Genomic DNA, 23,965 nt, shown 5'->3' on the forward strand with positions numbered 1-23,965 from the left:
CAGGTGCAGGTGCAGGTGCAGGTGCAGGTGCAGGTGCAGGTGCAGGTGCAGGTGCTGTCGTAGTCGTAGTCGTAGTGGAAAGGAAGCACGACTTATACGTGCCGGGTATGGGGTCGCCAAAGGTGGCGTTCGTGCAGCTTACTGGGCCGGTGAGCAGCCTGACACTGAATCGGCCAGCGGCACCATAGGCCACGTTTCGTGACCCCGAAAAATTGCAAGTATTGCCTTCCGTGGAGCAAGCGGTACTGCTGAATGACAGACCATTGATGGTCTGCGTACTCGGTGCAGGTGCAGGTGCAGGTGCAGGTGCAGGTGCAGGTGCAGGTGCAGGTGCAGGTGCTGTCGTAGTCGTAGTCGTAGTGGAAAGGAAGCACGACTTATACGTGCCGGGTATGGGGTCGCCAAAGGTGGCGTTCGTGCAGCTTACTGGGCCGGTGAGCAGCCTGACACTGAATCGGCCAGCGGCACCATAGGCCACGTTTCGTGACCCCGAAAAATTGCAAGTATTACCTTCCGTGGAGCAAGCGGTGCTGCTGAATGACAGACCATTGATGGTCTGCGTGCCGGTTGTAGTTGCAGCTTTCCCGAGAGGGCCAGCATCCGCCCCTTCCAGATCAGAGGTTGTCGCCACAACTGGTTCCAAGGTGTAGGCATCCTCGCCGCTCACACGTTCCCGACCATCGGCTGTGGCTGCGACTTGCTCTGAAGTGCCAACCTCCTCGTTGCCACCACCACAGGCCGTCAATCCCAGTGCGCTGATCAACGCTATCAGCAAGACGGAGGGGCTCGACCCCGAGCCAGAATTTTCTTGCTTCTTGGGAGAGGGAGGTGGCATCACTGATGGGAGTGTTAACTCGGAGTGATTCATCTTGAGACTCGTGGAGTACATTGGCATACAGTTTTTGGGTGAATAGAATGATCTTTTGGAACTAAAGGCATAATCAACGCTGACCAGCAACAAGGATTTACCTATCAAATTCCGGTCGTATTGAGATGCTCAGGTGCTACGAATATATCGATCGCTTTGCTGATGCATTGACTTGAAGTCGATGAACTGCTGCAATCAGGCGACATGCGGCACAGTTCCATGCGGTTTTCGGGTGTTACATAATTCACAATTAGAAACGAATAGCTCAATGTAGTTAGCCTACTATCTTGCGATAGTAAGAATGGGCTTCATGGCTTGAGGTGAGGCAAGATGTGACGCTTTTTTGCAGGAGTGGCTTGAGCACTCCCGAATCGACGCCGGCTGAATCTTTCAATCCTAACGTCGGCGTAGGGCTGGTATGTAGCGAAATAATTCTGCCTTGCAGATATCTAGACACAATTTCGCTACTTTCCGACCATTCAGATGTCGTATGCAATTCTCTGTTACCTTGGTTTCAGTTGCCCCTCTCTGAAATCGCTTCTTCGTCCGATGGTGGCGGCCTAAGGAGTGTCTGCACGACACTCGCCGCCGCGCTAGTTGATGCATCCAATTTCGGATGACGGAAATTTCCGGCACACAAGATCCGTTTCAAGGCCTATGTCACTCCGGCCGCCCACGAACTCACGGAACAGCACCTCTTCCATCGCTGGGTCCGAGAGGTTGAACCACTGCTGCTGAATGTGAATGCGCAGCATGGTCTCGACGGCGAACGGCGCGCGTCCGCCCTTGGCACCCGGCGTCGGTGCGTGCGGCGCGATCAGCTCCACCAGTTCAGCTCTCCGCGCCACCAAGTCCATCTCATCGAGAATCTCACGTTGGCGCGTGCACTTTGTTTTGCGCTCGAATCCTCTGTCGCTCAGGCTCATTTGTTTCATGGCTTCAACATTGCACTTCCCGTGCCAGCGGAGAGGTTTTGAAGGCATGCCATAGGTGTCTGATGGGGTTCAGAAACTGACGGAAATGGTCATGCCATGATGCTCCTGACAGATACCGTGTTGACCTTCGCCACCATCAGCGCCTGTTCTGCGCGACGCCGGTCTTGGGGTAGCTGGTCACCACCGACCACACCACCTGGCTCATCAGCTGCGCCAACTCGGGCGAGATCGCCGGGAGTTGTGAGCCGTCGACAAGCCGAATGTCGCGCGGCTCTGCGGGGGGCGGGCGGTGATAGAGCACGGCATAGTGGGTCATGGCGACCAGGTAGTTGCCCAGTGCACTCAGGTGAATCATGTCGCGTTCACCCTTCTCGTTGAGGAAGAAGAGATCTTCACGCGACCGGAGGCGATCAACGCCCCCTCGGTTTTCAATCTCGCGGACCAAACGGGCCATCACCTGTCCAGCAGGAATCACGTACACCGGACCTCCGGTGTCCCCGTGCGCCAGTCCCTGTGCCAGCAGCACGCCTTCCCAGTACAGGCCCAGGTCCTCGTCCACGCGCTCCAGCCAACCCTTGGGGTCGTTCAGCTCGTGCCACGTTTCGTAGAGATAGACGCGGCTCTTGGGATTGGCGGTCCGTGCGGCCCGCGCCCATTGGCGGATGTATTTGGGGCTTTTGTGGTACCTGATCGCGTCCTTGATTTCCACAGACTCGGTCAGCACCAGCACGTCGAACTGGCCACTGTCGACGGCCTGACGGGCATCCTGGTAGCGTGGATGGGCATTCTCCACGTCGAATCCGTTGACGGGCACGTCGGGTTCCCAGTGCGACCTCAACGAGGCACCCCACCCCAGCTGGGAGCGGTGATCATGGCCCTTCCCAGCCAGCTGCTCCAGCATCATCGGGACGTCCTTGTTGACCAGGCTGTGGCCAATGTGGAACACCCGCAGAGGCTTGTCCGGGGCAGACAGCGGTTGCGTGTACAGAGCGGAGAGCTCGGTCGGGTCAAGGGTCTTGCGCCAGCCGCAGGCGGTTAGGACAAAGGCCAGGAGGTATTTCGACGACTGTCTCAAGCGCATGAGTTGGACACGGCGGGGTGGTGTGACGGTGCGGTGCTGCCCGTCGCCCCGGCGCGAGAACTCTTTACATTGGCAATGTGCTTGCGCATCAAGGACGACAGCACGTCGACGTTGGGCGGCTCCAGGATGTCCATGTGTTTACCGGGCACGCGTTCCACGATCAACCCTGGCGCCAGCGAACGCCAGCCGTAGGCCGGCGCGGTGGAGGCATCGTCACCCGCCTGCATGAACACCACGGGCAGGTCGCTGGGCACGGCGTCGTACGCGCGGATGGCCTGCGCGTACGCCTGGATGCGCAGGCTCCCAGGCTCGTGCCGATGCTCGGTCTGGTGTCGATAGACGCGGTAAATATGCGAGAGGTGTGCCAGACCCTGACGGCGGAGCAGGCGCAGGCGTCTGAGCACCCCTGCCATCAGGTGCTTGAAGCCTCGCCCGGGCAGTTTGGAGTCGAGCAGGACGATCAGGCCAATGTCTTCGCCCTCCTCTTTCAGCCGCTGTGCCACGTCGAAGGCGAGCGAGCCGCCGATCGAGAAGCCTCCGAGAAAATAGGGGCCGTGGGGTTGAATCCCGCGGATCAGCGCGTGGTACTCCTGCGCCAGCGTCTCCACCGACACCTCGGGCGGCGCAACGTCTGCCGGCCATTGAAGCAAGTCGATTTCGGTTTGCGAGAACACGCCGTACACCGGCATCGCCGGATCCAGTCGCTGCGCGAGCCGGCGGTACATCTCCGCACCGGCCAACAGGAAAAGCCCTGGCCCGCTTCCATGGGGCTGCAGCACGGCCACCGGGATGTCCGCCGTGCTCTCTGACGGTGTTTGCGCCAGAGCCGCGGCCAGATCTGCCACCGTCGGGTGTTCGAACAGCAGACCCAGCGCACAGGGGCGGTCCAGGGCCGCTTCGATGCGACCGACCACACCCACGGCCAGGATCGAGTGCCCGCCGAGATCGAAGAAGTTGTCGTGAATGCCGAGCCGGTCGGTCTGCAATGCCGCTTGCCAGATCGCCAGGATGGTGGCCTCGGTGGCGTTGCGGGGCAATGTGGGTGGTGTGCTTGAACCCGTTTGACTGTCCGGAGGCGCCGGCAAGGCCCTGCGGTTCGTTTTGCCGTTGGGCAACACGGGAATGGCGGCCAGTTCGACGAACTGGCCGGGCACCATGTGATCGGGCAGCCAGCGGCGCAAGTGCTCGCGCAGGTTTTCGCGCGAGGGCATGGCGGCCTCGGGCACCACGTAGGCCACCAGCCGAGCCTGACCGGGCGCATCTTCGCGCAGCACCACCACCGCGCGAGCCACGGCCTCGTGGCTGAGCAGCCGGGTTTCAATCTCACCGAGCTCCACCCGGAACCCGCGCAACTTGATCTGGTCGTCCAGCCGGCCGCCGTGCTCCAGCGACCCGTCGTGCCGCCAGCGCCCGCGGTCACCCGTGCGGTAAATGCGCTTGTTGAAAGGGTTCTGCGTTCCCGCCTGCTCGATGAACCGCTCGGCGGTCAGTGCATTGAGCTTGTGGTAACCAAGGGCAACGCCGGCGCCGCCGATGTAGATCTCCCCGGGAACACCGATCGGGCAGGGCTGAAGGTGCTGATCGAGCACCTGGATCGAGGTGTTCAGCACCGGGCGCCCCAGATCAATGGCTTGCACCGCGTCCGGAGACACCCGCCAGCAACTCGACCACACCGTGGTTTCGGTCGGTCCGTACATGTTCCAGACCTCGCCACAGCGGGCCAGCAACTGGGCGGCCAGGTGGGGTGTCAGGGGCTCTCCGCCCACCAGGGCCTTGAGCCGAGGGCTTCCCGCCCAACCGGCCTCGAGCAGCAAATGCCAGCGTGAGGGCGTGGCCTGCAGCACCGTGATGTGCTCGCGCGCCAACACCTCGGCCAACGCGCGTCCATCGGTGGCCTGGGTTTCGCTGGCGACGACCACGGTGCCTCCCATGCCCAGGGGCAGAAACAGCTCCAGGACCGCGATGTCGAAACTGGGGGTGGTCACGGCCAGCAGACGGTCTTGCGCCGTGAAGCCAGGCGTGATCGCCATGCTGGCCAACAGGTTCACCACCGCCCGGTGCGGCACCGCAACCCCTTTGGGCTGCCCCGTGGAGCCCGAGGTGTAGATCAGGTACGCGGGATCTTCGGGACGGGCATCGAGCTGGGGATCGGCTGGCAGCGGATCGGCGGACGTGGCCTCGATCAGCGAGCTGTCCAGGTCGACCATCAGTCGTGGGGGCTGCTCGTGCGCCAGCACCGCCGAACTGTGGGTCACCAGCAGCGCGAGGTCGGCATCGGCGATCTGGTCATTCAGTCGCTGGAGCGGGTGGTCAGGATCCAGTGGCACGTAGGCCGCACCGGCTTTCAGGATGGCCAGCAGCGAGATGACCAGATCGAGGCTGCGAGGGAGGCACACCCCCACGCGGCTGCCGCGCGCGATGCCGCGCTGACGCAACAACCTGGCCAGCCGGTTCGACGCAGCGTCCAGCTCCTGGTGGGTCAATTGCACGGTGCCAAAGACCAGGGCTGCCCGATGCGCGGATGGCCGAAGCCCGTTGGCCACCCACTCGGCCACCGAGGCGGCCGCGGGCGCTTCGACGGGGCCCAGCGACCACTGCGTCAGGCGGTCACGCTCGGCGCGCCCCAGCAGTGGAAGCGTGGCCACGCGGGTTGCCGGTTCGTTCACGGCGGCGCGCAGGATCTGCTGCAGGTGCTCCCCCATGCGCTGCACCGTCTCGGGTGCAAACAGGTCGGTGGCGTACTCGATCACGAGGGCGTGGTCGTACAGCAAGTCGGCCACGAAGGTCAGATCGAACTGCGTCGACGCCCGGTCGAAATCGAGCCGTGACCACGTCAGGCCCTCGAACTCGCAGTCGCGGGCCTGCGAGTTCACCATGTTGAACATGACGTTGAACAGCGGTTGTCGGCTGCAGTCGGGCCTGGATGCCAGTTCGCGGACCAGCAGCTCGAACGGCATGTCCTGGTGCGCGAAGGCTTCCAGGGAGACTTCGCGCACCCGTGACAGCACGGTGCGGAAATCCGGGTCGCCGTTCAGGTCGGTTCGGAACACCAGCGTGTTCACAAAGGTGCCGATGAGGTTTTCGGAAGCGAGGTGGTGGCGGTTGGCGATCGGCACGCCAATGCCGATGTCGGTCTTGCCCGTGTGCCGATGCAGCAACACATTGAGCGCGGCGATCAGCACCATTGAGAGGCTGGCGCCATGGGCCGCGCCGAGGCCACGCAACGCCACGATGTGGTCGGGGTCCAGAGGCCAGCGCAGCGAGGCACCCCTGAAACTTTGTGCCAGCGGCCGCGGAAAGTCGTTGTTGAGCGGCAACGGCTCCAGGCCGTCCAGGCGGCGCGACCAGTAGGCCAGCTCGTTCGCTCGCCGCTCGCCTTCAAACCAGCTCCGGTGCCAGCTCGCGTGGTCCGCATACTGGAACGGCAGGCTGGGCAACGCGGCTTCCGCGTTGGCTCGAATGGCGCTGTAGCGCGCGGCCAGTTCACGGCCGAGTTCGGCGAACGACCATTGGTCGCTGATGATGTGGTGCATCACGATCAGCAACACGGCATCCTGTTCGGCGATGTGCACGACCTGTGCGCGCAGCAGCGGGCACCGATCCAGCCGGAAGGGCTCGGCAGTGACCTGGGCCAGGTGGCGATGCAACACACCGTCGGACACGGGTGCTCCGTCCAGGGCCAGCCGCACCTCGTCGATCCGCGGAGGAGGAGCCGACACCACTTCACCCCATGCGCCTTCAGGTGACTTGATGAAGCGGGTTCGCAGGATCTCATGGCGTTCGACCACCTGCGTCAGCGCTGTCTGCAGCGCAGCGAGATCGAGCAGGCCCCGCAAGCGAATGGCCAGCGGCACGTTGTACGCGCTGCTGTGGGGCGCCAGCTCGTGCATGAACCACATGCGCTCCTGCGAATGGGACAGCGTGACCCGGGCTCCCGGCGCACGCACGCCGGGCAGCGCCGCTGGCCCCGCCGTCGGGTGGGGACGCGAATCGGACAGCTGCCCTTGCGCTTGACCCACCCGGCGTGCCAGTCCGCGCACCGTGGGGCTTTCGAACAGGGCGCTGATGGGCAGTTCAACGCCCAGCCTCGTTCGCAGGCGCGACACCAGCTGGGTGGCCAGCAGCGAGTCACCGCCCAGGTCAAAAAAGTTCGCGTCGGGTTGAATCTCGTCGTATTCGAGGACATCGGACCACACCTGGGTCAGGGTATCGATGAGCGGCGCATCAGCGTCGCCGTTCTGCGGCAGCGCCAGAAGCGGTGGCGCCTCGGCCGCGAGCCGCAGGGGCTCCAGCGCCCCTTGCAGATAAAGCCGCCGCGCCGCGCCGCGCATGGGTTTGCCGCTGGACGTGCGCGGCAGGGCGCCGGCTGGCAACGGCACGATGTCGTGCAGGTCCAGCTGGTGCTCGATGCCCACCTGTTTCTGCACGCCGTCGAGCAGCTCACGCACCACATCCGGCGCGGGTCGTCGGCTGCATTCGACCAGCATGACCGCGGTTTCTTTGAGACCTTTGTCGACCGAGATCGCGATGACGCCGCCTGGACGGATGTTCGGGTGCGACGCCTCGGCGGTCTGCTCCAGGTCGTGGGGATACAGGTTGCGCCCGTTCACCAGGATCAGGTCCTTGCGCCGGCCTGCGACGAACAACTCGCCTTCGTGCATGAAACCCAGGTCACCTGTGCGCAGATGCTGCGTTGGGTCGGCGCCCGCATGGGCCAGGGTGGCGCCAAAGTGCTCGGCCGACGCTTCAGGTTGTCCCCAATACCCTCGACCCACACTCGGCCCTGCCACCCAGATTTCGCCGATGCGATGGGGCGGGCATGGCACCGAAGTGCCAGGGTCGACGATGCACAGCTCAAAACCCGGGAGCGCCGGACCACACCCCACCAAGGTTCGGGTCCCGGGCGCCCCCGGAAGGGCATGCTGCACCTCATGGCGTTCGATGGCTTGCGCGTCGAGGATGAGCTGCAGCAAAGGGGTGTGGGTGTCCCGCACGGTGACCGCGAGGACCGCTTCGGCCAAACCGTAGGACGGCGCCAGTGCCGCGTTGTGGAAGCCAAAGGGCGCAAAGGCTTCGGCGAAGGCGTTCAAGGTGGTGGCTCGCACCGGCTCCGCGCCACAACTGGCCACCTGCCAACCGTCCAGCCGGGCGGTCCACCCTGGTGCGCGGGCCAAGGCCTTCACGCAGGCGACGTAGGCGAAGTCGGGGGCGCCACTGTGCGTCACGCCGTGTTTCCCGATCGCCTCCAGCCACCTCAAGGGTCGCAGCAGGAACTGCGCGGTGGGCATCAGGAACGCGGTCGCACCCGAGTACAGGGGCTGGATCACGCCATGGATCAGCCCGTAGTCGTGGAACCAGGGCAGCCAGATCAGCCCCCGCTTGCCGCGGGTGTCCAGCCTGCTCATCAATGCAGCGCATTGGGCGACCACGTTCCCGTGGGTGATCTCGACACCTCGCGGAGCACTGGTGGAGCCGGACGTGTATTGCAGGTAGGCCGTGTCCGCTGGGCCTTCCCATTGGGCAGCGGGAACGGCTGGGTCGACCCCCTGCGGCAAGGCCAGCAGGGTCTGAAGCGAGTGCCAGCGCACATCGGGGATCTGCCCGCGACCGGTCTCGACGTGGCTTTCATGGGTCAGGGCCAAAGTCACATTCGCATCGACCGCGATCCCTCGCAGCCGTGCTTCACTGCCCTTGACATTTTTGGTGTCCGGTGCCGGTGCGGGAATCGGAATGGCACCGGCCAGGATGCAGCCCCAGAACAGCTGCACCGCCTCCAGGTCGTTGCTGAACGCCAGCAAAACCCGGTCACCGGGCTGGGTCAGCACGCGCAGCTTGCGGGCAATTGCTTCGGCAGACTGGCCCAGCGCGGCGTAGCTCAACACATGGGCGGGCTCAAGATCGCTGCCCAGGAACACGTAGGCCGGGAGGTCTCCGAGGTCCGCTGTCCGCACGCGCAGCAGCTCTCGAAGGTCAGCAACTTGCGGGATCGGTGCGTCGGTTATGCTTCGATCCTGCGGTGACGTCACCGGCATTCGACGCGTCGCCTCTTGCTCCACATGAGCGCCGGTCACACCAGACGGGACGGGGCTGGAAACCCTCGCCAAGGACGGCGCATTGGCGGCAAGGCCTAGCAAACCGGCGTCTTGCCGCCGGCCAAGGGCCTCGGGGCCGTTCAAAAGAGATTCAGTCTCGTGGGTCAAACCGGTGCCTGCGCTCGGGTGGGCGTGAGGTGGCATCGCGCTGGCTTCATTGCAGTGAAGGCGCGGCGGCATCAATTGGGCACTCTCATTTCGTTTGCACGCCATATCGGCGCCTTTGGGTTCATCGTATGCCGTCACCACCATGCTGGTCCAGGCTGGCGCCTTCCTGTTCATCGTCGCTGCTCATGCTTGCGTATGGCACAGGTGCTCGCGAATTTCACTCACTCTCCGGGTAGCGTATCTCTTTGTAGGTTCGCTTCATTTCAGGTGCTTACAAAAAGTGCAACTTTTTGGCGGTTAACGGCCACTTCCCTGACGTCGAGTGGACAGGTGGTTTTGAAAGAACCATGCACTTGAACACATGTCTTCAAGGGTGCGCTTGGCCTTCCAGTTCAAACCAAGGGTGGCCGCCTGGATATCTGCGTAGGCGCAAGCAACATCCCCCTCTCGTCTCGCCGTTATCTTGTAAGGGACTGCGCGGCCAGATCCCCCTTCAAAGGCACGAATCATTTCAAGCACGCTGTAGCCCTTACCGGTTCCCAAATTGAATGCGTGCCACCCAGTGCTCAAAGACAGGTGGTTCAAGGCAGCCACGTGGCCTTCCGCCAAATCCATCACATGAATGTAGTCCCGCACACCTGTCCCATCGGGCGTGGGATAGTCTCCACCGAACACGTTCAGAAACTCCCTTTCGCCGGAAGCGACCTGCACAACATAGGGCATCAAGTTGTTGGGAATCCCTCTTGGATGGTCCCCGATCAGCCCACTGTGATGGGCTCCAACAGGATTGAAGTAACGCAGGCAAATGGCGCCTAACGATGGACGAGAAATGCAGACATCTCGCAACATCTCTTCTATATGCAATTTGCTGCGCCCATAGGCATTGATAACATGCTGCGGGTGTGCTTCGTCGACGGGAAGGTATTGGGGATTGCCATAAATAGTGGCGCTGCTGCTGAACACGAGATTCGATACGGACTCCGCCTCCATCGCCTGAAGCAATCCCAAGGCGCCACAGACGTTGTTTTGATAGTACTTGAGCGGCAGCTGCACCGACTCACCAACCGACTTGAATCCAGCGAGGTGAATAACGGAATCTATGCGATGCCGGCGAATGACATCCCGGATGAATTCAACATCTCCAACGTCACCCTGATAAAAGGAGGGAGGTCGACCACCGATTTCTGCAATTTTATCGACAACGTCGCGGCGGCTGTTCGTCAGATTGTCAACAATCACCACTTCATGTCCTGCAGACATCAACACCACGGCCACATGGCTTCCGATGTATCCACAACCGCCGGTCAACAATACATTCATAGCAACTCGCACCCGTAATTAATTTTGCCGTCTCGACCGCCGGTTATTGTGGACATCAGGATCCGGAAGCGATTCAAGAACTGGAGTAACAAGGCAATATAGACACGCAAGTCCTCGCGAATTTCTCGCACACGGGTCAGGCGGATGAGGCAAAGTATGTCATGGGTTGGACGCATCCAAACGCCTTGCCTTGTGCTGTTTTATCGTCGCAGCCCATTCACCATTCATACTGGCACGACTGCTTGCCGGCTGTTTTTGGCCTGCATCAACAGTCGCCCACAGCAGCGGCCCGCGTGGCGGGCTGTAGAAGGTGGCGCGGATTGGCACCTGATGCGCTCTGGGATGGACCCGATGCCGAGACAGTATTGCTCGGTGCGAGGGTACGCTCTTGACGGTGACCCGCCGAGCACATCGCTCAATTCGATGGCTTGCTCTTCGCAGCCTCAGCCGGCCACCAGCATGTCGGACGACGGGTTGCGCAAAAACGCCTCCAGTGTTTCGATGGGCAGCGCCGGCGCAAACAGATGACCCTGGAACTGATCACACCCTTGATAGGCCAGAAAGTCCCGCTGCTCGTGCGTTTCCACGCCCTCGGCCACCACCTGCAAGCTCAGGCTCTGAGCCAGCGAAATGATGGCGCGTGAGATGGCGGCATCATTAGGGTCGGTCAGCACATCGGCCACAAAACCCTTGTCAATCTTCAGCTGGTCCAGCGGCAGGCGCTTCAGACAGGACAGCGACGAATAGCCGACGCCAAAGTCATCCAGCGACAGGGTGACACCGAGCTCTTTGAGCATGCCCATCTTCTGGATGGTGATTTCCATGCGGTCGGCCAGCAGGCTTTCGGTCAGTTCGAGCTTGAGCCTATGCGGGCGAATGCCAGTGCGCTTGATGGCCGCCATGACCATGTCCACAAAGTTCGGGTGGCGGAACTGGTACACGCTCACGTTCACGGCAATGCTCAGATTCGCCGTTTGCTGCCACCCAGCCCACGTGGCCAGCTGCTCACAGGCGGTCTCCAGTACCCACATGCCCAGCGGCAGGATGAGACCGGTGTCTTCCGCCACCGGTATGAAATCGGCGGGCTTGATCAGCCCCTTGTCGGGGTGTTGCCAGCGCACCAGTGCCTCCACACCCGTGATCACGCCCTGTCGATCCACCTGCGGCTGGTAATGCACCACAAACTGCTTCTCACGCAAGCCCACACGCAGGGCGGCACCCACAGCGGCATTGGCGCTCACCGTGGCTTGCATGTCGGGGTCGAAATAGCACAGCGTGTTACGGCCCAGGCTCTTGGCCTGGTACATGGCCAGGTCGGCTTGCTTCAGCAGCTCGCTCACATCGCTTTGTTCGCCGCTGAACGGGGTGACGCCAATGCTGGGTGTGGCAAAGTGCTGGTGCCCCGCAATCTGGAACGGCTCACGCAGCATGTTCAGCACTTTTTCGGACAAGGCGCGCGACTTGCTGGCTGCGGCGGCAGGGTCGGTGCTGAGATCGTCCACCATCACCACAAATTCATCACCGCCCAGGCGCGCCACGGTGTCGGTCTTGCGCACGCTTTTCGTCAGGCGTTGGGCGACTTGCTGCAGCAACTGGTCGCCGATGTGGTGACCCAGCGTGTCGTTGAGGATCTTGAAGTTGTCCAGATCGATGAACATCAACGCACCGTGTTGCCCGGTACGGGCGCTTTGCGAAAGCGCTTTTTGCAGCCGGTCCAGCAGCAGCTGGCGGTTGGGCAGGTCGGTCAGCGGGTCGTAGAACGCCAGGTGCCGGATCATGTCTTCAGCGTTCTTGCGCTGCGTAATGTCACGGCCCACCGCCACCCAGTGCGTCACCTCCTCGGCACTGGCCTGCACCGAAACCACCTCCAACTCGACCCAGAATGACGCGCCGTTTTTCCGGTGCACCATGAGTTCGGTGCGCGCTTGCCGGGTTTCTTTCAGGCCCTTGGCCTTTTCAAGCAGTTTGAACATCGACGGGTCCAGATCCAGCAAGATGCGCGGGGTCTGCCCCAGCACCTCTGCACGGCTGTAGCCCGTCTGTTTTTCAAACGCCTCGTTGACGAACACGATGCGCGGTTCGGCTTCCGGGTCCGAACCCGCTTCGGCAATGGCGACGATGTCGTTCAGTCGCGACACGCTGGTCTCCAGCAGCATCAGCTGCTCCTGCGAGCGTCGGCGCTCGGTGACGTCGCGGAAATACACCGCCAGGCCCTCGGCGAAGGGATAGGCCCGCACCTCCAGCCATTTGCCCAGCGAGGGAAAAAAGTCCTCCAACTCAATGCGACGGTTGGTTTTGAGCGCCAGACCCAGCTGCTCGCGCAGCCGTTGCGCCAAACCAGCGTTGAAATCGTGCCAGACCTCCTGGCCCAGCAGCTCGGCCGTGGTCTTTTGCAGAAGCCGTTCGCTTTCCTGGTTCAGGTAGGTGAAACAGCACTGCCGGTCGAGTGTGACAAACGCTTCGGTGATGCTGGCCAGTGTGGTGGTCAGGCGCATGGCCAGACGCAGGGTTTCCTGTTGCGCATGCTTTTGCGCTGAAATATCTTGTACCGCGCCCTGAATACGCAGAATCTGCCCGTCTGCATCACGCACGGCATTGCCCACGGTGCGAACCCATTTGGGGCTCATGCCCGGCACCTGCACCTGGATCTCTTCGTCAAACGCCTCACCGGTTTGGGCGCAACGCTCCAGCCGCTGGCGAATGCCCGTGCGCCATTCGGGCGTGTAGCGCTGCACCATGGCCGCCAGGTCGCCCACGGTTTCACCAGGCTTCAGGCCCAGGATGCTGCTGTATTCGTCGGAATGCTGGATCTGTCCGGTGCTGATGTTGACCGACCAGCTGCCCACGCCCGCCGTGTGTTCGGTCAGGTTCAAACGGCTTTCGCTTTCGTGCAGCGCTTTGTCCAGGCGATCCTCCCTGCCTTGCGTCAGGTGTGCCGACCGCTGTTGCAGGCGGACCCGCTCTTGCAGGTGCCCGGCATGCGTGACCAGGGCCTGCAAGCCCGGCAGAACCGCCGCCAGCTCGCCGGGGCTGCGCGGTGCGGCATCGAGCAGCGCCAGCCAAGTGGAATGTGGCTCGCCGCTGGACGGCAGCGGGAGCACGAGACAAAACCGGACGTGGGGCAACGAGCTCAAGAGCGGGTGGGCCGCCCATGCGGGGTGCGATGCGGCGTCCAGCAGACACCCTTTCAGCGCGGTGTCCCCGGCCACTTTTGCGCACAGCGCCACGGCGGCGGCCTGCCGGGCGGGCGGCAGACCGCTCGCGCCCATGACCACCGGGCCGTCGGGCTGGACTTGTACCAGCAACGCCGCCGACACATGGGCCAAGTGAGTCGCCAGCTGGGTCAGCTGTGCCCACTCCAAGCTGGGCGGCGCTGAATGCGCGTGCTCGGTCAAGGGTGCGGCTTCGTCGGAAGTGTCTGCACGGTGTCCGTGTTGCATGTGGCGCCCGCTTTCGTCGGTGAGTGGTTCAAGCATACCCCTCCACTTGTAACATTTCCGGCCAAGTAAGCCGCCAAGGACCCCGTTAGGTGTGCATTTGTTGGCTGACCCACCCACTCTTGGCGAAAAAAACTAGTAAGAAAGTTGTTGCCATTTGTTGCTTCTGTATTACCATTACCCCAACGGTAAATTCGCCCGCTCTGATCGCTTCCGCGGTGGGTTGTGGGCCCGAGGACAAACAAGGGGTGAACGTGAGCACACTGGCAGAACTCCGGCAGCACAGCGATGTGACCAGCCTGAAATCCGCATTGCATCAGTTGTGCAGTGGGTTTGGTCGCATCACTCGACTTGACATCCTCACGGCCATGCACGAGGGCACGAAGCAGGCCATCTGTTTCCTGCGCATGGAGCGGCCCGAGCAAGAGCAGAAGCTCATGAAAACGCTGGGTGTTGGCCGCTTCGGTGGCGAAGTGGTGTTTGTGCTGAACCTCGACGTGCCCGTGACGTCCGAAGACCATGGCCCCTCGTCGCAGTGGGCCGACTCCAACTTTTAAAAGCAAAAGCCTCTGCCTCGGTTGAGGCGCTTTCGCCTGCAGCGCCAGCCTGATGCGCACAGGCCGTGGCATCCAGCCATGCCGCGGCAGTTCATGCGCGTTGCACACGCACCTGCCCAAGCGCCGTTTTGCCCCACGGTTGAGCCTCATGGCGGGCGTCATCGCGTCGAAACTGCCTCGGGGTCCATTCCCCCACCCCTTCACGCGACCTCTCCACCCACTTCACGGGTTTCCCCTGTGTGCTTCCGCAAAAACATGCACCATAATGCATGTCAGGCAATATCATGCATCCGATCGATGGCTGATGTTTTGCGTCGAATGATCTTCATTCTTCAATATTTTAGACATGAAGTACGGGTAAGCCAGTATCGTCATTCAGACTGCACGCCCCTAAAGTCAAACCCATCCGACAACCACAGGAGTCTCCAGATGACCACCCGCCGCCTCGTCCTTACCCGCAGTGCCGCCGTGATTGGCGCCGCCTCGTCCGGCCTGCTGTTGCCGCAGATCGTGCGCGCCCAGTCCGACAAGGTGCGCGTGGGCTTCATGCTGCCCTACACCGGCACCTTCGCGCAGCTGGGCGTGGCCATCGAGAACGGTTTCCGCATGGCCCTGAACGAACAAGGCGGCAAACTGGGCGGTCGCGAGGTTGAGTTCTTCAAAGTGGACGACGAGTCGAATCCGGCCAAAGGCATTGAGAACGCCCAGCGTCTGGTGCAGCGCGACAAGGTGGACGTGCTCGTCGGCACGGTGCACTCGGGTGTGCAGATGGGCATCCACAAAGTGGCACGCGAATCGGGCGTGCTCAACCTGATCCCCAACGCCGGGGTGCACATCGCCACCCGCGCCCAGTGCGCGCCCAACGTGTTCCGCACCTCCTTCACGAACTCTCAGCCCACGCTGGCGCTGGGCAAGGCCATGGTGGACCGTGGACACAAGAAGGCGGTCTGGATCACCTGGAACTACGCGGCCGGCGACGAGGCCTTCGAAGGCTTCGAGCAGAGCTACACCGCCGCCGGCGGCACCATCGTCAAGAAGCTCGGCCTGCCCTTCCCCAACGTCGAGTTCCAGGCCCTGCTGACCGAGATCGCGTCGATCAAGCCCGACGCCGTGGCCTGCTTCTTTGCCGGTGGCGGCGCGGCCAAGTTCCTGCGCGACTTCCACGCGGCCGGCCTATCCAAGACCATCCAGCTCTATGGCTCGGGCTTCCTGACCGAGGGCGTGCTGGAAGCCGCCGGTGATGCCGCCAACGGCGTGCTGACCACCATGCACTACAGCGACTCGCTGGACACGCTGGCCAACAAGAAGTTCCGCCTGGAGTACGCCAAGACTTTCAAGCTGCAGCCTGACGTCTACGCCGTGCAGGGCTACGACACCGGCCTGCTCATGGTCAAGGGCGCCAACGCCGTCAAGGGTGACCTGGCCAACAAGAAGGCGCTGTATGCCGCCATGGAAGGTGCGACCATTGACAGCCCGCGCGGCAAGTGGACCATGAGCAAAGCCCACAACCCGGTGCAGGACATGTACCTGCGCAAGGTCGAGAACAAGGAAAACAAGGTGGTCGGCATCGCACAAAAGGCGGTGACCGATTCCGGCGCCGGCTGCCGGATCGGCTAACCCCTCGCGCTGCCTTCGGCATCACCCCCCAAGGGGGGCGATGTCTGCCGACCGGCAGAGCCGGATCGGCGTCATCCTCGACCCTTTGGTCTGCCATGGACTTCGCCAACTTCCTCATCCAACTGCTCAACAGCCTGCAATACGGGCTGCTGCTGTTCATGCTGGCCGCCGGCCTGACGCTGATCTTCGGCATCATGGGCGTGGTCAACCTCGCGCACGGCAGTTTCTACATGCTGGGCGCCTACCTGGCGTGGTTCCTGACCGCGCAGTTCGAGAGCCTGGTGCTGGCCATCGTGGTCGGCACGGTGATCGCCGTCGCGCTGGGCTGGCTGCTGGAGTGGTTGCTGTTCCGGCACTTCTACCACCGCGACCACCTCGACCAGGTGCTGCTCACCTTCGGTCTGATCTACATCTTTGAAGAGGTGCGCTCCATCCTCTGGGGCGACGACGTGCACGCGGTGCAGGTGCCCGAGGTGCTGAACTGGTCGATCCCGCTGACCGAGAACCTCTCCTACCCGGTCTACCGGCTGGTGATGTCGGGCGTGTGCATCGCGCTCGCACTCGGCCTGTACCTGCTCATTTCCAAGACCCGCCTGGGCATGAAGATCCGCGCCGGTGCCTTCAACCGCGAAATGACCGAGTCGCTCGGCATCAACATCCGCCTCATCCACGGCGTGGTGTTTGCGCTGGGCGTGGCGCTCGCCGCCATCGCCGGCATGATCGCCTCGCCGATCTCCAGCGTGTACCCCGGCATGGGCAGCTCGGTGCTGATCATGTGTTTCGTGGTGGTCGTCATCGGCGGCATCGGCTCGGTGCGCGGCGCCATGGTGGCGGCCATGCTGGTGGGCCTGGTGGACACCTTCGGCAAGGTGCTGGTGCCGCAGGTCGCCGGCATGGCGGTTTACATGCTGATGGCCCTCGTGCTCCTCTACAAGCCCGAAGGGCTGTTCAAACAATGAGCACCGCAAAAGCCCAACTCGAAAAACTGCCCAAGTCCATGCAGCTGATGCTGGCCATCGGCGCTGTGGCCCTGGCCGCGTTCCCGTTGATGCCGCTGGAGAGCCGCGACTTCTACCTGCAGATGCTCACGCAAATGATGATCCTCGCCATCTTCGCGATGAGCCTCGACCTGCTGCAGGGCGTGACCGGCCTGGTCTCGCTCGGCCACGCGGCCTACTTCGGCCTGGCCGGCTACGCGCTGGCCTTCATCACCCCACAGGACGCGCCCATCGCCCTCTGGTGGAGCCTGCCGCTCGCCGCGGCGGGCGCTGGTCTGGCTGCGCTGGTGATCGGTTTCTTTGTGGTGCGCACGCACGGCATCTACTTCATCATGGTCACCATGGCGTTTGCCCAGATGGTGTTCTTCCTGTTCTTCGACAACAAGGCGTTGGGCGGGTCCGACGGCATCTACGTGAACTTCCGGCCCGACGCCACCGCGCTGGGCATCGACCTGGAGAACAAGGCCCACTTCTTCTACTTCACGCTGGCCATGCTGATCGGCGTCTACCTCTTCCTGCGTCGCGTGCTGTTCTCGCCGTTCGGGCGCGTGCTGGCCGGCATCCGCGTGAACGAACACCGCATGCGCGCCGTGGGCTACGGCAGCTTCGGCTACAAGCTCGCCGCGTTCACGCTGGCCGGCACGCTGGCGGGTGTGGCGGGTTACCTGTGGGCCGCGCAGACCGGCTTCGTGAACCCCGAGCTGATGGGTTTTCACATGAGCGCGCACGCGATCATGATGGTCATCCTCGGCGGCATGGGCAACTTCGCCGGGGCCATCGTCGGAGCGTTTGCCTTTGAGTACGTGATGCACTTTTTCAAAGACCTGCCTGCCATCGGCGACTTTGAAACCGGCAAGCACTGGCAGCTGTGGATGGGCAGTTTCATCGTGCTGGTGGTGATCGTCGCGCCGCGTGGCCTGCTGGGACTGGCCGAGAAGTTCATGGGCCGCAAGGGGAGCCAGTCATGAGCGATGTGCGCCCCTCCGAGGTGGCTTTGCTCACCGCCAACAAGCTCACCAAGCGCTTCGGCGGCCTCGCGGCCGTCAACGAGGTGTCGGTGCACCTCTACCGCGACCGGCTGCACGCCGTCATCGGCCCCAACGGCGCGGGCAAGTCCACGCTGACCAACCTGCTCTCGGGCGACCTGCCGCCCACCTGCGGCAGCATCACACTGAGCGGTGTGGAAACCGCCGGGCACTCGCCCGAATCCATCTCGCGCCTGGGCCTGGGCCGCAGCTACCAGAAGACCAACATCTTCCTGCCCTTCACCGTGTGGGACAACGTTCGCCTGGCCTCGCAATCGCGCGAGCGGCACGCGCCCTGGAACCCGCTGCGCTGGCTGCAGTCGGCCTCGTCGATGAAGACGGTGAATCAGCGCTGCGAACGCGCCATCGAACTCGCCGGCCTCACGCACCGCACACAGACCGTGGCCGCCACCGTCAGCCACGGCGAACAGCGCCAGCTCGAAATCGCCATGACGCTGGCCACCGAGCCCACCGTGCTGCTGCTGGACGAACCGCTCGCCGGCATGGGCCAGGCCGAGGCCGAAGGCATGATCGAGTTGCTGCTCAAACTCAAGAAGGACCACGCGATGATGCTGGTCGAACACGACATGGACGCCGTCTTCGCGCTCGCCGACCAGCTCACCGTGATGGTCAACGGGCAGGTGATCGCCAGCGGCACGCCGACCGAGGTGCGCAACGATCCGGTCGTGCAAGCGGCTTACCTGGGCGAGGAACATTGAGATGACAGCGCCCCTGATCCAGGCCACCGGCCTCCACACCCACTATGGCCAGAGCCACATCCTGCGCGGCATTGACTTCACCGTCTTGCCGGGACAGACGATCGGTCTCATGGGCCGCAACGGCATGGGCAAGACCACGCTGCTCAAATCGCTCATGGGCATCGTCAAGCCCAGCGGCGGCACGGTGCAGATCAAGGGACAGCCCATGACCGGCGCGCCCACCTTCGAGATCGCCCGCATGGGGATCGCCTACGTGCCCGAAGGCCGCGGCATCTTCGGCAACCTGAGCGTGAAGGAAAACCTGCAGATGTCGGCCCGCGCCGGCACACGGGGCCAGCGCGACTGGACGTATGACCGCGTGCTGGACACCTTCCCCCGCCTGGCCGAGCGCCTGGGCCACGGCGGCCAGCAGCTCAGCGGTGGCGAGCAGCAGATGCTGACCATCGGCCGCGCGCTGATGACCAACCCCGACGTGCTGATCCTCGACGAGGCCACCGAAGGCCTGGCGCCGCTGATCGCGCGCGAGATCTGGCGCATCTGCGGCCTGATCCGGGAAAGCGGTATCAGCAGCATCATCGTGGACAAGGCCTGGAAGCAGGTCACGCAGATCACCGACCGCAACGTCATCCTCGTCAAAGGCGAGGTGGTGTTCGAAGGTTCGTCGGACGAGCTGCTGTCGAAGCCCGAACTGCTGGAGCAGTACCTGGGCGTCTGACCCTCACAGCAAGGGGCGCAGCTCCCGCGCCGCATCCAGCAGCAGCGGGAGCAGGTCCTTGTGCATCACCGCCGGCGCCAGCCGCTCGGGCGAGGCCACCACATTGAGCGCCGCCACGGTCTGGCCTTTCATGTTGCGCAGCGGCACGGCCAGCGCGTGCACACCCAGCTCGTGCTCTTCGCTGGCCACGGCAAAATCGTCCGTCCGCACCTGCGCCACCACGGCGCGAAAGGCCTTGGGGTCCACGGTGGTCCTGGGCGTGAGCCGGGGCAGCTCGCGCCCCTTGAGCCAGGCGCTGAATTCGGCGCGAGGCAAGGCCGCCAGCAGCACGCGCCCGGTGGAGGTGGCGTGCACCGGCAAGCGCGCGCCGAGGTGCAGGCCGTAGGCCATGAGCCGCTGCCCGCCCACCGAAGCGCTGCGCGCCACGATCACGACCTCGTCACCGTCGAGCACCACAGCCGAAAACGATTCGCGTGTCTGCGCCGCCAGCCGGTTGAGCGTGGGCTGCAGCAGGCGCGGCAAGCGGGCCGAAGCCAGGTAGCTGCCGGAGAAGCGCAGCACCTTGGCCGAGAGCCAGTAATGCGTGCCGTCGGTGTCAAGGTATCCGAGGTAGGCCAGTGTGAGCAGGTGGCGCCGGGCGGCGGCGCGGGTCAGGCCGGCGCGCTCGGCCGCCTGGGTGGCATTGAGGCGCTGGCGCTCGGTGTCGAAGCTCTCCAGCACGGCCATGCCCTTGGCCATGCCTTCGATCAGGTCGGCTTTGGCGATGCTGCGGTCGTGGGGGTTCATCGCGGCATTGTCGCCCGAAACCCATTGCTGCGCGATCATCGCGCAACACCGCCAATCATCGCGCGATGACGGTGCTGTTCTCTTGAACACCTGACCCCATCTGCCTACAGTCTCTTCACCCCCCAACACAGGAGACATTCCCATGCGTACCCAGGTTGCCATCATCGGCGCCGGCCCCTCCGGCCTGCTGCTCGGCCAGTTGCTGCACAAGGCCGGCATCGACGCCATCATCGTCGAGCGGCAGAGCCCGGACTACGTGCTCGGCCGCATCCGCGCGGGCGTGCTGGAGCAGGTGGCGACCGAACTGCTGGACGAAGTGGGCGTGGGCCAGCGCATGCACGCCGAGGGCTTGGTGCACAGCGGCTTCGACATGCTGTTCGATGGCGTGCGCCATCGCATCGATCTGGAGAAGCTCACCGGCGGCAAGAAGGTGATGGTCTATGGCCAGACCGAAGTGACGCGCGATCTGATGGACGCCCGCGCCGCCGCCGGTCTGCCCACGGTGTACCAGGCCGCCAACGTGCAGGTGCACGACTTCGACACCCAGACCCCGCGTGTGACCTACGAGAAAGACGGGCAGAGCCACACCATCGATTGCGATTTCATCGCGGGCTGCGACGGCTTTCACGGCGTGTGCCGCGCCAGCGCGCCGCGCTCGGCGATCAAGGAGTTCGAGAAGGTCTACCCGTTCGGCTGGCTCGGCCTGCTGTCGGACACGCCGCCGGTGCACCACGAACTGATCTACGTGAACCACCCGCGCGGCTTCGCGCTGTGCTCGCAGCGCAGCGAAACCCGCAGCCGCTACTACCTGCAGGTGCCGCTGACCGACAAGATCGAACAGTGGAGCGACGACGCGTTCTGGGCCGAGCTCAAGCTGCGCCTGGACCCGGAAGCGGCCGAAAAACTCGTCACCGGCCCCAGCCTGGAAAAAAGCATCGCACCGCTGCGCAGCTTCGTGACCGAGCCGCTGCGCTTCGGCCGCATGTTCCTGGCCGGTGACGCAGGCCACATCGTGCCGCCCACCGGCGCCAAGGGCCTGAACCTGGCCGCCACCGACGTGAAGTACCTGAGCAACGCGCTGGTCGAGTTCTACAGCGAGAAGAGCGAGGCCGGCATCGACGGTTACTCCGAGCGCTGCCTGAAGCGCATCTGGCGCGCCGAGCGCTTCAGCTGGTGGTTCACGTCCATCATGCACAACTTCCCCGACGAAGGCGCCATCAACGGCAAGCTGCAGCATGCCGAGCTGGACTACCTGATGCACTCCGAATCGGGCCTGAAAACCATTGCCGAGAACTACGTGGGCCTCCCGCTGAACTTCGGCGAGTAGATGACCCACCCCCGCGCCGCCTGCGGCGTCACCCCCTCAAGGGGGCGCCAGCAGCGGCCCGGCGAAGCCGGTTCCGCGCTGGCACTGGGGTTTTCTCCGACAGCGTTGTCGCGCTCGCGCTTCAGGCCTTGCGCTCATGACGGTACATTGACGTGAACGTCAACCGGTACCGCCATGTCACCCATCACCCCCACCCCGATCAAACCCCTCAAGCCGCTGCGTGGCGTGCGAGTGCTCAGTCTGGCGCTCAACCTGCCCGGCCCGGCCGCGCTCATGCGCCTCAAGGCCATGGGGGCAACTTGCCTCAAGGCCGAACCGCCTGCGCCGAAGGGCCTGCCCGCCGGCACCAGTGGCGACCCGATGGGCCAGTACAACCCGACGGCCTACGCCACGCTGCACGACGGCATCCAGCGCATCACCATCGACCTGAAGGCCGAGAAAGGCCAGACACGGTTGCACACCGAGCTGGTGCGCACCGACCTGCTGCTCACCTCCTTCCGCCCTTCGGCGCTGGCCAAGCTCGGCCTGGGCTGGAAGGCGTTGCACAAGGCCTACCCGGCGCTCTCGGTGGTGGCCATCGTGGGTGCGCCGGGTGCGCGTGCCGAAGAGCCGGGCCACGACCTGACCTACCTCGCTGACGCCGGCCTCGTGACCGGCCTCGACCTCCCGCCCACGCTGTTCGCCGACATGGGCGGCGCGCTCATGGCGAGCGAGGCCGCGCTCAAGGCCGTGCTCGCGCAGAAAACCAGCGGCAAAGGCAGCTTTCAGGAGGTGGCGCTGAGCGACGCCGCCGCCTGGCTCGCCCTGCCCCGCCACTGGGGCCTGACGCAACCCCAGGGCGCCGTGGGCGGCGCGCACGCGGGCTACCGCGTCTACCCCTGCAAGAACGGGCGTGTGGCGGTGGCCGCGCTGGAGCCGCACTTCGCCGCCGCGCTGTGCGCGGCAGCCGGCATCGCCATGAGCGGCATGGCCACGCTGTTCAAGCCCGACACACACCAGGCCATTGCCGCCTTCATGGCCGGGCAGACGCGCCAGCAACTCGACAAGCTGGCTGCGGCCCAAGACATTCCGCTGCACACGCTCGCGGGCTGAGCGCTCCTTCAGGCGGCCAGCGCGAAGTCCACCGCGGCCATCGCGTGCAGCGCGGTGGTGTCAAAAGTCGGCAGGCAGCTGTCTTGCGGGCGCACGATCAGCGGCAACTCGGTGCAGCCCAGCACCACCCCTTGCGCGCCGCGCGCTTGCAGGTCAACGATGCAGTCGCTGAACCAGCGGCGCGAGCTGTCGCTGATCACGCCCTGGCACAGCTCCTCGAAGATGATGCGGTGGATCTCGATGCGTTGCGCCTCGTCGGGCAGCACGCAGCGGATGCCACGCTCGCGCAGCCGCTGCACGTAAAACGCCTCCTCCATCGTGAAGCGCGTGCCCATCAGGCCCACGGTGTCCAGCCCCTGGGCGAGGATGGCGTCGGCCGTCACGTCGGCGATGTGGATCAGCGGAATGTCGCTCTCGGCCTGCACCTCGGGCGCGAGCTTGTGCATGGTGTTGGTGCCGATCAGCAGGCACTGTGCGCCCGTGTCCTTCAGGTGCCGCGCCGCCTGGCGCAGGATGGCGGACATGCCCGCCCAGTCGCCCGCGCGCTGGCGTTGCGCGATGTCCTGAAAGTCCAGGCTCACCAGGTTCAGGCGCGCGCTGCTCAGGCCGCCCAGGCGCCGGGCCACCTCGCGGTTGATCAGCTGGTAATAGAGGGTGGTCGATTCCCAGCTCATGCCGCCGATCAGGCCAATGGTTTTCATGTGTGCTCCAAGCAAGTTGCGAATGCAGGGAGTGTGCGGGGCCGGGCGCAGAACCGGCTTGCCTTTTCGGCTCAGGAAATGGCCTAATGGAGAAACCATTTCTATAAAATCACATGAAAAAGAAACTGGATGCGATTGATCGGCAGATTCTTGCGATCCTGCAACGCGATGCCGAAACCCCGCTGGCCGACCTGGCGCAGGCGGTGAACCTCTCGTCCACCCCTTGCTGGCGGCGCATCCAGCGGCTGCGCGAGCACGGTTTCATCACACGCCACGTGGCGCTGGTCGACCCGCTGAAGATCAACCTGGGCGTCACGGTGTTCGTGGCGGTCCGCACCAACCAGCACAGCCAGGCCTGGTTCGAGGGCTTTCGCGACGCCGTGCGCGACATCCCCGAGATCGTCGAGTTCTACCGGATGAGCGGCGACGTGGACTACCTGCTGCGCGTCGTGGTGCCCGACATCGCGGCCTACGACGTGGTCTACAAGCGGCTGATCCGCTCCGTCGATCTCTCGGACGTGAGCAGCAGTTTCGCGATGGAGGAACTGAAGTTCACCACCGCCCTGCCGCTGGACTACGCGGACTGA

General features: G+C 63.8%; 15 protein-coding genes and 1 pseudogene. 9 read left to right on the plus strand and 7 right to left on the minus strand.

The genetic code is table 11. The annotated features are described in order from the left end of the window. Window positions 1-1,557: 1,557 nt before the first annotated feature. The 5 genes and pseudogenes from IV088_RS14925 to IV088_RS14945 form a co-directional block, all read right to left on the minus strand. Window positions 1,558-1,803, minus strand: a pseudogene (locus IV088_RS14925) (transposase); the annotation flags it as partial. Window positions 1,804-1,939: 136 nt separating this feature from the next. Continuing rightward, window positions 1,940-2,884: a hypothetical protein gene (locus tag IV088_RS14930; RefSeq protein WP_291103496.1), complete on the minus strand. Its 945-nt coding sequence runs from the start codon at window positions 2,882-2,884 to the stop codon at window positions 1,940-1,942. Next, window positions 2,875-8,835 carry a non-ribosomal peptide synthetase gene (locus tag IV088_RS14935; RefSeq protein WP_291103499.1) on the minus strand — a complete coding sequence of 1,987 codons (5,961 nt, stop codon included), beginning with the start codon at window positions 8,833-8,835 and terminating at the stop codon, window positions 2,875-2,877. Before IV088_RS14935 ends, IV088_RS14930 begins: the two co-directional genes overlap by 10 nt. Window positions 8,836-9,381: 546 nt before the next feature. Then, on the minus strand, window positions 9,382-10,404 hold the full coding sequence (gene galE / locus IV088_RS14940; RefSeq protein ID WP_291103502.1) for a UDP-glucose 4-epimerase GalE: 1,023 nt from the start codon (window positions 10,402-10,404) through the stop codon (window positions 9,382-9,384). Between the two features lie 443 nt (window positions 10,405-10,847). Next, window positions 10,848-13,880 carry a bifunctional diguanylate cyclase/phosphodiesterase gene (locus tag IV088_RS14945; protein WP_291103505.1) on the minus strand — a complete coding sequence of 1,011 codons (3,033 nt, stop codon included), beginning with the start codon at window positions 13,878-13,880 and terminating at the stop codon, window positions 10,848-10,850. 215 nt (window positions 13,881-14,095) lie between these two features. Between IV088_RS14945 and IV088_RS14950 the strand changes: the two genes are divergently transcribed. The 6 genes from IV088_RS14950 to IV088_RS14975 all read left to right on the plus strand — a co-directional run bounded on the left by IV088_RS14950 (window position 14,096) and on the right by IV088_RS14975 (window position 19,472). Continuing rightward, complete coding sequence (locus tag IV088_RS14950) at window positions 14,096-14,398, plus strand: RNA-binding protein (protein WP_291103508.1); 303 nt, start codon at window positions 14,096-14,098, stop codon at window positions 14,396-14,398. 429 nt (window positions 14,399-14,827) lie between these two features. Next, complete coding sequence (locus tag IV088_RS14955) at window positions 14,828-16,015, plus strand: ABC transporter substrate-binding protein (protein WP_291103511.1); 1,188 nt, start codon at window positions 14,828-14,830, stop codon at window positions 16,013-16,015. A 95-nt stretch (window positions 16,016-16,110) separates the two neighbouring features. Beyond that, window positions 16,111-16,974, plus strand: a complete 864-nt coding sequence (locus IV088_RS14960; RefSeq protein WP_291103514.1) for a branched-chain amino acid ABC transporter permease — start codon at window positions 16,111-16,113, stop codon at window positions 16,972-16,974. After that, on the plus strand, window positions 16,971-17,981 hold the full coding sequence (locus IV088_RS14965; protein WP_291103517.1) for a branched-chain amino acid ABC transporter permease: 1,011 nt from the start codon (window positions 16,971-16,973) through the stop codon (window positions 17,979-17,981). Before IV088_RS14960 ends, IV088_RS14965 begins: the two co-directional genes overlap by 4 nt. Continuing rightward, the gene (locus IV088_RS14970; RefSeq protein WP_291103521.1) at window positions 17,978-18,757 is read left to right on the plus strand and encodes an ABC transporter ATP-binding protein; all 780 of its coding nucleotides are present in this window, start codon (window positions 17,978-17,980) and stop codon (window positions 18,755-18,757) included. Before IV088_RS14965 ends, IV088_RS14970 begins: the two co-directional genes overlap by 4 nt. A 1-nt stretch (window position 18,758) precedes the next feature. After that, window positions 18,759-19,472, plus strand: a complete 714-nt coding sequence (locus IV088_RS14975; RefSeq protein ID WP_291103524.1) for an ABC transporter ATP-binding protein — start codon at window positions 18,759-18,761, stop codon at window positions 19,470-19,472. Between the two features lie 3 nt (window positions 19,473-19,475). Here IV088_RS14975 and IV088_RS14980 read toward each other — a convergent pair whose 3' ends face one another. Then, on the minus strand, window positions 19,476-20,258 hold the full coding sequence (locus IV088_RS14980) for an IclR family transcriptional regulator C-terminal domain-containing protein (protein ID WP_291103527.1): 783 nt from the start codon (window positions 20,256-20,258) through the stop codon (window positions 19,476-19,478). A gap of 142 nt (window positions 20,259-20,400) precedes the next feature. Here IV088_RS14980 and pobA point away from each other — a divergent pair, with 142 nt between their 5' ends. Next, window positions 20,401-21,585 (plus strand): 4-hydroxybenzoate 3-monooxygenase, encoded by a 1,185-nt coding sequence (pobA, locus tag IV088_RS14985; protein ID WP_291103531.1) that lies wholly within the window; start codon window positions 20,401-20,403, stop codon window positions 21,583-21,585. Window positions 21,586-21,759: 174 nt separating this feature from the next. Continuing rightward, window positions 21,760-22,677: a CoA transferase gene (locus IV088_RS14990; RefSeq protein ID WP_291103534.1), complete on the plus strand. Its 918-nt coding sequence runs from the start codon at window positions 21,760-21,762 to the stop codon at window positions 22,675-22,677. 8 nt (window positions 22,678-22,685) lie between these two features. Here the strand turns inward: IV088_RS14990 and IV088_RS14995 are convergent, their stop codons facing one another. Next, on the minus strand, window positions 22,686-23,378 hold the full coding sequence (locus tag IV088_RS14995; protein WP_291103537.1) for an aspartate/glutamate racemase family protein: 693 nt from the start codon (window positions 23,376-23,378) through the stop codon (window positions 22,686-22,688). Window positions 23,379-23,503: 125 nt separating this feature from the next. Here IV088_RS14995 and IV088_RS15000 point away from each other — a divergent pair, with 125 nt between their 5' ends. Next, entirely contained in the window at window positions 23,504-23,965 is a 462-nt protein-coding gene (locus IV088_RS15000; RefSeq protein WP_291103573.1) for an Lrp/AsnC family transcriptional regulator, read from the plus strand.

It is taken from the genome of Hydrogenophaga sp. (assembly GCF_018780075.1).
GTDB lineage: Bacteria > Pseudomonadota > Gammaproteobacteria > Burkholderiales > Burkholderiaceae_C > Hydrogenophaga.